Source organism: Anaerosporobacter mobilis DSM 15930 (assembly GCF_900142955.1).
GTDB lineage: Bacteria > Bacillota > Clostridia > Lachnospirales > Lachnospiraceae > Anaerosporobacter > Anaerosporobacter mobilis.
This window is the reverse complement of the sequence record NZ_FRCP01000005.1, coordinates 204370-217732: the sequence shown is the minus strand read 5'-3', so window position 1 is coordinate 217732 and position 13363 is coordinate 204370. Positions and strand designations below refer to the sequence as shown.

Below are 13363 nucleotides of genomic sequence, written 5' to 3'. Positions count from 1 at the left end.
GAGACATGTATACGAATATATGTAAACATTGTAGAAAAGTATTCAAATCACGAGTAAAGCAGTATACATGTGGAGCTTGCGAGAATACAGACAATCTTTTCTTTGACGCGATTTATGATTATCTTAAGAAGTATCCAAACAGCAATGCGATTCAGATTTCGGAAGCACTAGGCATATCTTCTTATGAAGTAATTCAATATATGAGTGAAGGACGCTTATCTGTATCTAGGGGACGTTTTGAGAAGTTATAATTTCGGATTCGTTTTGTCTCATCTCCTCACGTGGGACAGATTTGCTTAATAAAATTAGTTAGCATTTTATACACCTCCAAGTGGTTGTTGGTCAGACTGGCACTTGGAGGTGTTTATTATGCCTTTTTAGATTGAAATCTACATGAATTCTGCAAGTAAGTAGATAAGTGGTGCATTCCAATATATTGTGATTTCGTTAGTGGAATAGCTATCATAGTGATCAACATAGCATTTGGCAGGAGGCATGCCAGTAAGAGCAGCAACTGCTTGAGGATCGTGTAAACCATCATCTGGTCCCCCTACGAGCATTCCTGGCATTGGTTTTTTCTTTGCAACACTTGGTCTATGGTGGGGACTGGTTGGACTAGTGGTACCATGTCCCGTTACATATGAAATTGCCATAGGATTCTTGCCTAATAGGTAGTCAAGATGTGCTTTTGCGGCAAATTTATAAGCTTTATCCTTAGCTAAGTAATACGAATCTAATAAGGATATTCCATTATTCGCTACTACCATATTGCTGCCCCAAACAAAGTTTGTTCCAAGAGATATACCATAACCATCACTTAACGATGCATCTAACAAGTGTTTACCGTGAGCTTTCATAGAAGTTGTTATCTTCTCTACTATATCATTATCAATTGGAAAGTTTGCAGTAAGATATGCTCGGTTACCAAAACTACCAACATCTTCCCAACCATAACCGTGCCATACGGTATTGGTTACAAGGTTCTTAAAGGCTTCATGATATAGTGGGTCTCCGGTTAACTTATACATCTGAGCAGCAGCCCAGTATAATTCATCGGTGTCAGTGATATCTGCATATTCTCCAGTTACGATTCCTTCTGGATTCTTAAAGCCATCTCCTATATGTAAGTTGTCTAAAGCCTCCCATGCTTTGGAAGCAGCGAGAAAACATGTTTTACAAAAGTCTTTATCATAAGTATTATAAAAAGGAATAGCGAGTGCTAAACATGCCACAAAAGTAGCAGTAGCTGTTACAGAAACGGGAGCAACAATCAGCATATCGTTCTCTTCTTCTGGCATAACAAAACCAGGAAATGTGGCACATGTAACTTTATGATATACACCCCCTGTATCAGGATCTTGCATCTTTAACATCCATTCAAGTTCGTAACGAATTTCACTTAGCAAATCAGGGATTTTAGAATTACTTTCAGGTATATTAAAATTTCTTTCAAAAATAGTACAATTACACTCATACGCATAGAGTAAATCAGCTACAGTAACCGCAGCAGCAACGATATAGCGCCCATAATCACCAGCATCATGCCAACCACCAGTTACATCAATCTCTTTGTTTGTACCGTAAATCGTCGCAAGGGAAGTGTGACAGGCAGTATGGGAATAGATACCTCCTAGTTCCTTAGATACTTCTATGCCACATCGCTGCAGATAGTACATACGGAATAGATCCTTTAAGATTGGCTTGTATACATCTTGATCAATGACAAAAGGATAGGATACACCATAACTATCCATTTTTACTTGGTATGTACCTGGTGTGGTAACAGAAGAAAAATCACCAAGAACAATTGTCTCATCTGATGAAGCATTGACTATAGGACCTGACACAGTCGATTTGTAGACTTCCTTTCCAGTTTGGGAATCAATAACAGAGAAGGTAGTGCCAATTACGTCGCGGAATACGGCTACCTTTTTGTCTTTGCTTCGATATCCGATTTGGTTAGTAATAATAGATATCATTGTAAACCCCCTAAGAATTATAATTAATGACGATAGATAATCGGATAAGACTACCTATCATTTACGTTATTAATTACATCATAACATAAAAAGAAAAAAATGGAAATTGTTTAGAGAAATTAATATTTAGTGGTAAAAAAATTAATGTTAAGTGGCTAGAAAGGCATGGGTAAATTAGGGAAAAACTTAGCGATATCTTAGCGTATGTTCAGAAACGAATGTGTTAAAATTAATCTGCGATGCAATATATGTCGTAGCTAAGCGGCATTACATACGTGATAAGAATGGAGGACATTAAGGTGAAGTCTAGTAAGAGTAAGTTTATGATTCTTATAGGAATCATAGTCGCATTTGTTGCGATTGCAGTTTTGGGAATTGGCGATTCTGTCAAATCGGTAAGAGAGATGCGTTATGGAATAGATATACGAGGAGGCGTAGAAGCAATATTTGAAGCGGACGGCTTGGATAGAAAGCCGAAATCTTCCGAATTGGATTCTGCAAGAACTATTATAGAAGCTCGTTTGGATGCAAAGAATATTTCCGATCGAGAAGTAACCATTGACAAAGAGGGTGGATACATTATAGTGAGATTCCCTTGGAAATCTGGTGAGAAGCAGTTTAATCCTGAAGAAGCAATTACCGAATTAGGTGAAATGGCTAAATTAAGTTTTCGTGACCCAGATGGTAATATTCTAATCGAAGGTAAGAATATTATTAGCGCGGAACCCGGTCAGGATACTTCCGGTATAGGTGCTCAATATTTGGTTAGCTTAACGTTTGATACAAAAGGTACAACGTTGTTTGAGAAGGCGACTGGTGATTTGGTTGGACAGAATATGGGAATTTATATGGATGAAGATCGTATATCAAATCCAACTGTTAAAACTAAAATCTCTGGTGGTAAAGCTGTAATTGATAATATGGCTTCTTATAAAGAAGCGAAAGAGTTAGCTGACAAGATTAATGCGGGTGCTTTACCATTCTCATTAAAGACTACTAATTTTAGTACAATAAGTCCTACATTAGGAAACCAGGCATTACATATTATGGTTATGGCAGGCGGAGTGGCATTTGTAATCATCTGTTTGTTCATGATCTTTATGTATAAGTTACCTGGTATTATAGCTTGTTTAACATTAGTTTTACAAATGGCTCTACAATTATTATCGGTATCCGTACCTCAATATACATTAACACTTACTGGTATTGCAGGTATCATTCTTTCGTTAGGTATGGCGGTAGATACGAATATCATCATATCAGAAAGAATTGCAGATGAAATCAAGAAGGGATTAACTGTTCGAGCAGCAGTAAGAAACGGTTATAAGAATGCTTTCTCTTCTGTTCTTGATGGTAACCTTACGACAGCAATTGTAGCTATTATCCTTATGATTTTTGGTTCTGGTTCCATGTTGAGTTTTGGTTATACTTTATTAATGGGTATGATATTCAACTTACTAGTTGGCGTAAGTGTATCAAAACATCTATTAATTGGGATACTAGATTTTAAAAAATTCAATAAAGAAAAATACTTTGCTAGAAAGAAAGAGACTAAGATACGCCTGTTTTATGAGAGCAGAAAGAAATTTGCTTTACTATCTGGAACTCTTTTATTAATTGGTATCATCTTTTGTTTTGTAAATGGTGTTAAGTTAGATACACAATTTACGGGTGGAGTTGTTTTAACTTATACGGTTGATGGTGAAGTTAATACGAATGATGTTAAAAATGCAGTTTCAACAACAACAGACAGACCCGTAACTGTTCAAATCTCAAGTGACAGACAAAGTAACGAGAAACAAATCGTTATAACACTTGCAGGAAATGGTGGTATTACACCAAAAGAACAGAATGCTATAACTGAATCATTGAATACGTTTGATGCAACATTAGCACAAACATATGCCGTAGAACCATATATCGGGGCAAAAGCACTAAAAAATTCTGGAATAGCTATCCTATTATCTGTAGTGTTTATTATTGTGTATGTATGGATTCGTTTCTCATCAATACATGGTTTGGCAGCAGGTATAACTGGAATGGTAGCATTACTACATGACGTGTTAATTGTATTCTTTTCTTTTGTAGTATTTAAGATTCCGCTAAATGATGCATTTGTTGCAGTAACATTAACCATTATTGGTTATTCAATTAATGATACAATTGTATTATATGACCGTATTAGAGAAAACGGTAAGTTAAGATCTAAGATGAGTAAAATCACACTTGTTAATGAGAGTATCTCCCAGACATTACGTAGATCTATCAATACTTCAGTAACGACTGGATTATGTATATTAATTATATTAATTGCTTCTTATATATTCCACATAACATCCATAACAGAATTCGCTTTGCCAATGTTCTTTGGGTTAATAAGTGGTTGTTATTCTTCTGTATGTATAGCTAGTATTGTATGGTGTATATGGGAATTAAGAAAAGAAAAAAAGGTAGTTGTTAAAAGTAAATAGATAAGAATAGTAATGCATAACCAATTAAATTGGGATTTTAGCAGGGAGGCAAGTCATCATGAGAAAGACGAAGATTATTTGTACAATGGGACCAGCTACAGAAAAGGATGGAGTAATTGAAGCTTTAGTTAGAGAAGGAATGGCTGTAGCACGATTTAATTTCTCACATGGAGATCACGAAGAACATGGTAATCGTATGCGAATATTGCGTGAAGCAAGAGAGAAGCATAACAAGCCAGTAGCAATGTTGTTAGATACAAAAGGACCTGAGATACGTTTAGAGCAATTCGAGGAAGATAAGATTTGCTTGCATACAGGACAATTATTTCGTTTATATCATGATGTGACTCCAGGCAATGAAGATGGTGTTAGTATCACATATAAAGATTTATATAAGGATGTTGAGATTGGTTCGCAAATCCTTTTTGATGATGGTTTGATTGAAACAAAAGTTGTTGCCTTAGAAGGTAAGAACATAGTGTGTGAAGTTGAGAATGAAGGATATATATCTAGTAATAAAGGGGTGAACGTGCCTAATAGTCATCTTACAATACCTTATATGAGTCAAAAGGATAAGGATGATATTATCTTTGGTATTAGCCAAGAGGTTGATTTTATTGCAGCTTCCTTCGTGCGTTCAGCAGAAGATGTTTTACAGATCAGAGCATTGTTAAATGAGAATCATGGTAGTAACATCAATATTATTTCAAAGATTGAAAATCGAGAAGGTGTAGAGAATATCGATGAAATCATTGAAGTTTCCGATGGAATTATGATTGCTAGAGGAGATATGGGTGTAGAGATACCTCTTGAGGATGTTCCAGTAATTCAGAAGATGATTATTAAGAAAGTTTATGGAGCTGGTAAGCAAGTTATTACTGCAACGCAAATGCTTGATTCTATGATGAAGAATCCTAGACCTACTAGAGCAGAAACAACAGATGTCGCTAATGCAATCTACGATGGAACAAGTGCTATTATGTTATCCGGAGAGACAGCTGCAGGTAATTATCCAATTGAAGCACTAAAAACTATGGTTAGAATAGCGATTAAGGCAGAGTCGGATATTGATTATAGAAAACGTTTCTTCACAAATACCAGGAATGCTGATCCAAACATTACCGATGCAATTTGTCATGCCACTTGTACAACTGCATTAGACTTAAATGCCAAAGCAATTGTAACAGTAACAAAATCAGGTACATCTGCTCGGATGATTTCTCGTTATCGTCCTTCTTGCAGTATTATTGGATGTACTACAGAAGATAGAGTAAGTAGACAATTGAATCTATCGTGGGGAGTTCAACCTGTTTTACTAGAAGAAAAGAAGGAAGTATTCGAATTGTTTGAACATGCAATCACTTCGACGAAAGCAATGGGATACATTGAAGAAGGTGATGTTATTGTAATTACATCCGGTGTTCCAATTGGAATGTCTGGAACAACGAATATGATCAAAGTAGAAGTAGTGTAAATAAATAAAAATATTGAACGAAAATATTGAACGAAAATATATAGAAAAAAAGGACCTGAATATAAAACTCAGGTCCTTTTTTTAGATGAAAGTAATCGATTAGTTTGCATATTCATCTTCTTTCATACGATAGCCAATACCAACTTCTGTATAGATATATTCTGGCTCAGCTGGATTTTTTTCTAGCTTCCTACGAATGTTTGCCATATTGACGCGAAGGATTTTGTTGTCAGTATCCGTATAAGGCCCCCAAACATATGTCATTAAGGAGGAATGGGTTACTACTTTTCCTGAATTTTGTGCAAGGTGTGCGACAATTTTATATTCTACAGGAGTTAGATGAACTTCTTGTTGATTAATCATAACAACTCGTTTCAGAAAATCAATATACAAGTTTCCACATTGATATGGACGTTTGTACAGAGGAGAATCCTTTAAGAGTCGGTTACTATGACGAAGAGAAGTTCTAATACGGGCAATTAATTCATTCGTTCCAAATGGTTTAGTTATATAATCATCTGCTCCAAGTTCAAGAGCCTCAACTTTTTCGTATTCTTGTGTGCGAGCAGATACAACGACTATTGGATTGCTTGACCAACTACGGACACTTTTAATGATATCAGTTCCATTCATGTCGGGAAGTCCTAAGTCAAGTAATATAATATCGGGGCATTGCGAATTAATTAAAGACAACCCTTGTTGTCCAGTATAAGCTAGGAGCACTTTGTAATCATGATTTATTAATGTGTTCTTGATAAAACTGGCAATATTTTCTTCATCTTCAATTATTAATACAGTAAATTTAGCATTCATAGGCATCCTCCTTAGGTAATGTAAATATGAATTCAGCACCTGGATTGCAATTCATAGCAGTGATTGTTCCTCTGTGCGCTTCTATTATAGTTTTGCATATTGATAAACCAATTCCCATTCCTCTATGTCCATCTATGGATTTTGAATTGGAGGCTGTCATTCCATCAAAAATTGTTGAAACATGTTCTGATGGAATACCGATACCGTAATCTCTAATATGGAAAGCAACTTCCTTCTCATTATGAGTAATGGATAAAGTAATTGCATACGAGCTACGTGAATGTACCCATGCGTTTTCTAGTAGGTTAATAATTACCTGCTCAATGAGTAGGGCATCCATAGGGACAACGAGTAACTCATCAGGTATTTTAACCTCTAATCTAGCAATTGGTTGTCTTTTTTTGAAGCGACTAATAGCTTCGGATATAACCTCTTCAATAGCCTCTTCGGTCTTTTTTACTTTCGTATTAGTATCTTGGATTCTAGTAACTGATAATAAGTTTTCAACCATATGTAACAGCCATGTTGAATCATCGTAGATATGTTGTAAGAGTACCCTTGCTTCTTCTTCAGATAGAGTATTGCTCTCTAGGTAATTTGCTGATGTTCCGATTATACTTGTTAATGGAGTTCTCAAATCGTGAGATATGGCACGTAACAGATTTGCGCGCATTTTCTCTTTATCAGCTTTTTGTAACATCTCTTCTCGTTCTGATAATAATTTTGATTGAATTCGTAGATGGGAAGTAGTAGCACTAGTTGTTAAAGTAATTGCAAGCATTACGATAAATGTAACTGGATAACCGGATAAGGTAAAATCGATTCTAAAATAAGGATAAGTAAAAAAACAGTTTACTAATACTACATATATTAAAGAGGAGCAAATCCCATAAAGGAAGCTATTGGTATACCTAGCCGTTAGTATTAATGCAAGTATATACACTAATGTTATATTGGCAGTATTCTTCTCAGAAGAGAAAAAAAATAAGAAAGCAATCGTAGTTGAGCAAATCATCAAAAGTATAGTATAGGTTAAATCATTCATTTGATGACGGATCTTTCTAAGAGAAGTAAAAATAGGTTGAATATTTATTTTATTAAATTTAATTGACATAACGTTCCCTCCTAATCATGAAGTTACTGACTAGTTCTATTACATATTACTGTAATGGATTATATAAGAAAAAGCGCGGAACGTCTATAGTAAATATATTAAATTGAATTAAATTGTTAGTTTTTCTAAAATAAAGTTCATTATGCATGAATAGCACGAATTTGCAAGGGATTCAAATTCGTGCTATATGCGTAGGAGAGGTTTATGGCGAACTTATGATTTCTAGTTACATAGAAACCGTTTCGGACAAGTTTGTTCGCGCATAAGGGTGTTATGTAGATCTAGCAATGTACCTATAAGCCTGTGCAGTGGCTTTTAAGAACAATTGCTTTGGAGTCTTAACAATTGAGTGGTTAGCAATACCTTGTTCAACTGCCTGCAATAATGATAGCAAATCTATCTGAGTTTGAAAATAGATTCTGGGGTTCCTTAGCACCATCTTAACAAAAAAATCGAACAAATATTCGGAAAGTGTGTATATTTGCTTGATTTTAGATATACGAATCGGTATAATAGCAATATATAGAAAGGCTTATTGAATGTATTATACAAGATATAATTTATGAATAATATAGGAAGTAAGTCAACGGCTTAGAGAAAGGATTAATACAATGATATCATTTATAAAGGGCGAATTAGATAGTATATATGAAGATGGAATCGTTATTGAGAATGGTGGAATTGGTTACGATATTAAAGTACCATTATCTGTTATGAATGAATTGCCATCCACAGGAGAAGAGGTTAAGATCTATACATACCTTTATGTTAGAGAAGATATTTTATGCTTATATGGATTCTTATCAAGAGATGACCTACAAGTATTCAAATTACTTATAACGGTGAATGGAATTGGGCCAAAAGGTGCGCTTGGAATCTTATCGACGATTTCTCCAGATGATTTAAGATTTGCAGTACTAGCAGATGATGCAAAAGCAATTGCGAAAGCTCCTGGGATTGGTGCTAAGACAGCAAGTAAGTTAATATTAGAATTAAAAGATAAGTTAAAGTTAGAAGATGCATTTGAACAGAAATTATCTAAAGTATCGATGGACTCTCCAAGTGCCGTTTCTGAAACGAATGCAAAGAATGAAGCGATACAAGCTCTTGTTGCTCTAGGTTATACGAATACAGAAGCATTGAAAGCTGTTAGAGGAATTGATATTACGCCAGATATGGAGACAGAGGATATTCTAAGGTTAAGTTTGAAAAAGATATCATTATTATAACAGCAATACCGTCGGAGGATAGGCATGGAGAAACGAATTATATCAACAGAGTTAATGGAAGAAGACTATAAGATTGAGAATAGTCTTAGACCCAAATTATTAAAAGATTATATCGGACAAGAGAAGGCAAAGAATAATCTTAAAGTATATATTGAAGCTGCTAAACAACGTAAAGAAGCACTAGATCACGTGCTGTTTTATGGACCACCAGGTCTTGGAAAGACTACCCTAGCTGGGATAATTGCCAACGAAATGGATGTAAACCTCAAAGTTACTTCAGGTCCAGCAATCGAAAAACCAGGTGAGATGGCAGCAATTTTGAATAATCTACAAGAAGGAGATTTATTGTTTGTAGATGAGATTCATCGTTTGAACAGACAAGTAGAAGAAGTGCTATATCCTGCTATGGAGGATTATGCGATTGATATCATTATTGGAAAAGGGGCTTCTGCTAGGTCTATACGACTTGATTTACCTAAGTTCACTCTTGTAGGTGCAACAACAAGAGCAGGTATGTTAACAGCTCCACTTCGTGACCGTTTTGGTGTTGTACATCGTTTGGAGTTCTATACGGTTGAGGAACTTAAGACAATTATTATGCGCTCAGCAGGGGTTTTCAAAGTGGAGATGGACGAAGAAGGTGCCTTGGAGATGGCGAAACGTTCTCGTGGTACACCAAGACTTGCAAACCGTTTATTAAAGAGAGTTAGAGACTTTGCACAAGTTAAATACGATGGAAGAATTACGAAAGAAGTAGCAAACTTTGCGCTTGATTTACTTGAAGTGGATAAATTAGGACTTGATCATATTGACAGAGAAATCCTATACACTATGATGGATAAATTCGCAGGTGGTCCAGTTGGTCTAGATACCATAGCCGCATCCATTGGTGAAGATTCAGGTACAATTGAAGATGTATATGAACCATATTTGATACAGAATGGTTTAATAGTTCGCACACCTAGAGGTAGAATGGTGACCGATTTATGCTATAAACACTTTGGTATTGAGCAAAAGCAGAAATAGCTTGTCATTTTAAGAAGAAACCACTATAATTGAAGTAGATTTTGAAATATAGTAGAGTAGAATGACACGAATGCGTGTTTAGAATCTAAGGGGCGGATTACATGAATACGATGAATGATGTAGAAGTTATTATTAATAATAAGAGATACACATTAAGTGGTTACGAAAGCGGAGATTATCTACAAAAGATAGCCTCTTATATTAATACAAAACACACAGAGTTCAAGATGATGGAAAGTTATAACAAGCTTGATGTGGACATGCGTAATATCTTAATGCAAATTAATATTGCGGACGATTATTTCAAAGTAGTGAATCAAGTAAAAGATATGAATGAAGAAGCTGATGTAAAAGGTAATGAATTATTTGATTTAAAACATGAAGTAATAGCAACGCAGACTAAGTTAGAAGCATTACAAAAAGAATATGAGAAGCTTCATAACGAATATAATGAAGCACAAAAGACAATAATTAAATTACAGACAGAATTAGAAGACAGTAAGAAAAAGTAAGGTAATCATAAGTTGTTGAATCTAATGCAATTGAATGTTCAAGAACATGTGAAATCGGGTATAGATAAGAAAGCGCACGAAAGAAGCAAGTTGTGTATGATTATTCCTGCACAGTTGCCTTATGTGTGCTTTTATTATATAAAAAGTAATCTTAAAACACACATATGTTGTCGACATGTAGAAGAGTTTCGCAAATGACAATGTAGTTTATATAGGAAAGGATAAATCCATGAGAAAGATAGAAATACTTGCACCAGCAGGCTCTTTTGAAAGTTTAAAAGCTGCGGTTACAGCTTCCTGTGATGCTGTTTATATTGGTGGAAATATGTTCGGTGCAAGAGCGTATGCGAATAATCTAGATGAAGACAGAATGAAGGAAGCCATTGACTATGCACATATTCATAATAAGGCGCTTTATCTCACTGTGAACACCTTATTGAAGGAAGACGAGCTACAGTCTAGGTTATATAATTATATAGCGAAATATTATGAACATGGTTTAGATGCAGCCATTGTTCAAGACTTGGGAGTTATGCATTTCTTACATCGTAACTTCCCGGATTTACAACTACATGCAAGTACACAGATGACATTAACGATGGCAGAGGGCGCTAATTTACTAAAAGATTATGGAGTGACTAGACTAGTAACTTCACGTGAACTTAACTTACAAGAAATTAAGAATATTCGTGAGAACACGGATCTTGAGATTGAATCCTTCGTACATGGTGCCTTATGTTATTGCTATTCAGGACAGTGTCTAATGAGTAGTATGATTGGCGGTAGAAGCGGAAATCGTGGACGCTGTGCACAACCGTGTCGTATGCCATATGATTTATATTACAATGGTAAGAAATTAACCAAAGGACGTGATTCTTATCTACTTAGTCCAAAGGATATCTGTACGTTATCCATTATTCCTGATTTGGTTGATGCAGGGATTGACTCCTTTAAGATAGAAGGTCGTATGAAACGACCTGAATATACAGCTTTAGCTGCACACCTATATCGTAAATATGTTGATTTATATCAAAAATTAGGACGTAAAGAGTATACATCGTATATGGAAAAGCATAGTGACGACTTAGCGCGCGATGAAAAAGACTTGATGGATCTATATAATCGTGGTAATTTTACAAAGGGATATTATGTAAATCATAACGGGAAAGATATGATGGCACTAACAAGACCAAATCACAATGGGGTACTTGTTGGAGAAGTCGTTAATATTAAAGGCAATAATGCAGGGATTCAGTTGTCGGAAGATGTTCATGCTCAAGACTTATTAGAGATCCGTAAGAGTCTTACCAATCCGAAGGCTAAAGATAGTTATGAATTCACTTTGAAAGATAGCGCGAAGAAGGGAGCAATTATTCGTACTAATTTCTTTGCAAAAACACCTGTTTTTGTTGGGCAGGAAGTATATAGAATTAAAAACCAAGAATTATTAGATACTATAGGTAAACAATATATCGAAACGGAAAGAAGAGAAGGCATTGACGGTGTATTTACAGCAAAACGCAATGGTCCGATACAATTGACTCTTCAATATTATGATGTGAATGGAGAACATTGCATTACTGTATTTGGTGATGAACCGATGGAGGCACAGAAACAAAGTGCAACATCAGAGCAAATCTCAAAACAATTGAATAAGATGAACACGACGTCGTTTTATCTTAAGGATTTAGACATTGAGTTAGAGGAACAATTGTTTATTCCGAATGGGCAATTGAATGAATTGCGTCGTGAAGCAATAACCGTATTAACGGAAGATATTCTAAACAGCTATAGAAGAATGGTTCCCGACAAGCAAGAGTATGTGAGTAAGTTAAATCATAAATCTGACAAATCAAATAAAACAATGTGGATTTGTGTTCACCTTGAAGATTCTAAGCTAATTGATACGGTAATAGCGTATCCTGAAATAGAAGCAATTTATTTGAATTGTGATGAAGTAAGTAGAAGCAACATGATTGCTATTGCTAAGAAAGTAAAAAATCATGATATAAGATTTTACATGGTATTACCTGCAATCTTTCGTAAAGATACGAAAGATCAGTTTGATTTATACGTAACGGAAGAGCTAATAGAAGTATTAGATGGTATCGTTATCAAAAACCTTGAAGAATATGCATTCTTAAAAGAGAAGAATATTGTGAATGCGGAGGGCAATAATGAAGCGATTGAAATTATATTAGATTCCAATCTCTACACATTGAATGAAGAATCTAAAGAATTCTGGAGAGAACAAGGGGTTTCTCATTTCACCACATCACTTGAGTTGAATTATAAGGAATTATTAGGTCTTGATTTAACAGATGCTGATATGATTGTCTATGGTCATGTAACGCTTATGGTGTCTGCGCAATGTTTACGAAGTAGTACGATAGGATGTATAAAACATACTGGGAAAGAAGTATTACAAGAAGACGAAAATCCTTATTACGAGATGAAAGATAGTAAACAAAAGAGTTTCTATGTAAGGAAACATTGTAGATTTTGTTACAATACGATTTATAATGGTTCAGCACTGCATCTATTAAATCAGTTAGATGAGATTCGAAAACTAAGACCTAGAAGAGTTCGATTAGATTTTACTATGGAGAATGAGAATGAAGTGAATGCAATACTATCTGACTGTATTAATTTATGTAACAAACAAAATGGTGCAAGAAAAGTTAATATTACAGAAGGAACGTATACTAAGGGCCATTATAATCGTGGAATAGAGTAGGTGATCAG

The 13363-nt window shown here is 35.1% G+C and carries 10 protein-coding genes; 7 read left to right on the top strand and 3 right to left on the bottom strand.

The window, feature by feature from the left end; translation table 11 throughout:
* The first annotated feature begins 5 nt into the window (after nt 1-5).
* Complete coding sequence (locus BUB90_RS00860) at nt 6-251, top strand: hypothetical protein (RefSeq protein ID WP_073281772.1); 246 nt, start codon at nt 6-8, stop codon at nt 249-251.
* 138 nt (nt 252-389) lie between these two features.
* Here BUB90_RS00860 and BUB90_RS00855 read toward each other — a convergent pair whose 3' ends face one another.
* Nucleotides 390-1979, bottom strand: a complete 1590-nt coding sequence (locus BUB90_RS00855) for a glycoside hydrolase family 9 protein (protein ID WP_073281770.1) — start codon at nt 1977-1979, stop codon at nt 390-392.
* Between the two features lie 299 nt (nt 1980-2278).
* On the opposite strand from BUB90_RS00855, the gene secF reads away from it, so the two are divergent.
* Together secF and pyk are read left to right on the top strand one after the other, a co-directional pair.
* Nucleotides 2279-4450 carry a protein translocase subunit SecF gene (gene secF, locus BUB90_RS00850; protein WP_073281768.1) on the top strand — a complete coding sequence of 724 codons (2172 nt, stop codon included), beginning with the start codon at nt 2279-2281 and terminating at the stop codon, nt 4448-4450.
* A 58-nt stretch (nt 4451-4508) separates the two neighbouring features.
* The gene (gene pyk / locus BUB90_RS00845) at nt 4509-5924 is read left to right on the top strand and encodes a pyruvate kinase (RefSeq protein WP_073281766.1); all 1416 of its coding nucleotides are present in this window, start codon (nt 4509-4511) and stop codon (nt 5922-5924) included.
* Between the two features lie 99 nt (nt 5925-6023).
* Here pyk and BUB90_RS00840 read toward each other — a convergent pair whose 3' ends face one another.
* Nucleotides 6024-6737, bottom strand: a complete 714-nt coding sequence (locus BUB90_RS00840) for a response regulator (RefSeq protein WP_294488673.1) — start codon at nt 6735-6737, stop codon at nt 6024-6026.
* Complete coding sequence (locus tag BUB90_RS00835; protein WP_139241675.1) at nt 6727-7851, bottom strand: sensor histidine kinase; 1125 nt, start codon at nt 7849-7851, stop codon at nt 6727-6729. Before BUB90_RS00835 ends, BUB90_RS00840 begins: the two co-directional genes overlap by 11 nt.
* 611 nt (nt 7852-8462) lie before the next feature.
* Here BUB90_RS00835 and ruvA point away from each other — a divergent pair.
* From ruvA to BUB90_RS00815, 4 genes are all read left to right on the top strand, one after another.
* Nucleotides 8463-9080: a Holliday junction branch migration protein RuvA gene (gene ruvA / locus BUB90_RS00830; protein ID WP_073281762.1), complete on the top strand. Its 618-nt coding sequence runs from the start codon at nt 8463-8465 to the stop codon at nt 9078-9080.
* 24 nt (nt 9081-9104) lie between these two features.
* Nucleotides 9105-10106 (top strand): Holliday junction branch migration DNA helicase RuvB, encoded by a 1002-nt coding sequence (gene ruvB, locus BUB90_RS00825; protein ID WP_073281760.1) that lies wholly within the window; start codon nt 9105-9107, stop codon nt 10104-10106.
* Between the two features lie 101 nt (nt 10107-10207).
* Entirely contained in the window at nt 10208-10618 is a 411-nt protein-coding gene (zapA, locus tag BUB90_RS00820) for a cell division protein ZapA (protein WP_073281758.1), read from the top strand.
* A gap of 229 nt (nt 10619-10847) precedes the next feature.
* On the top strand, nt 10848-13355 hold the full coding sequence (locus BUB90_RS00815) for a U32 family peptidase (protein WP_073281757.1): 2508 nt from the start codon (nt 10848-10850) through the stop codon (nt 13353-13355).
* Nucleotides 13356-13363 lie beyond the last annotated feature (8 nt).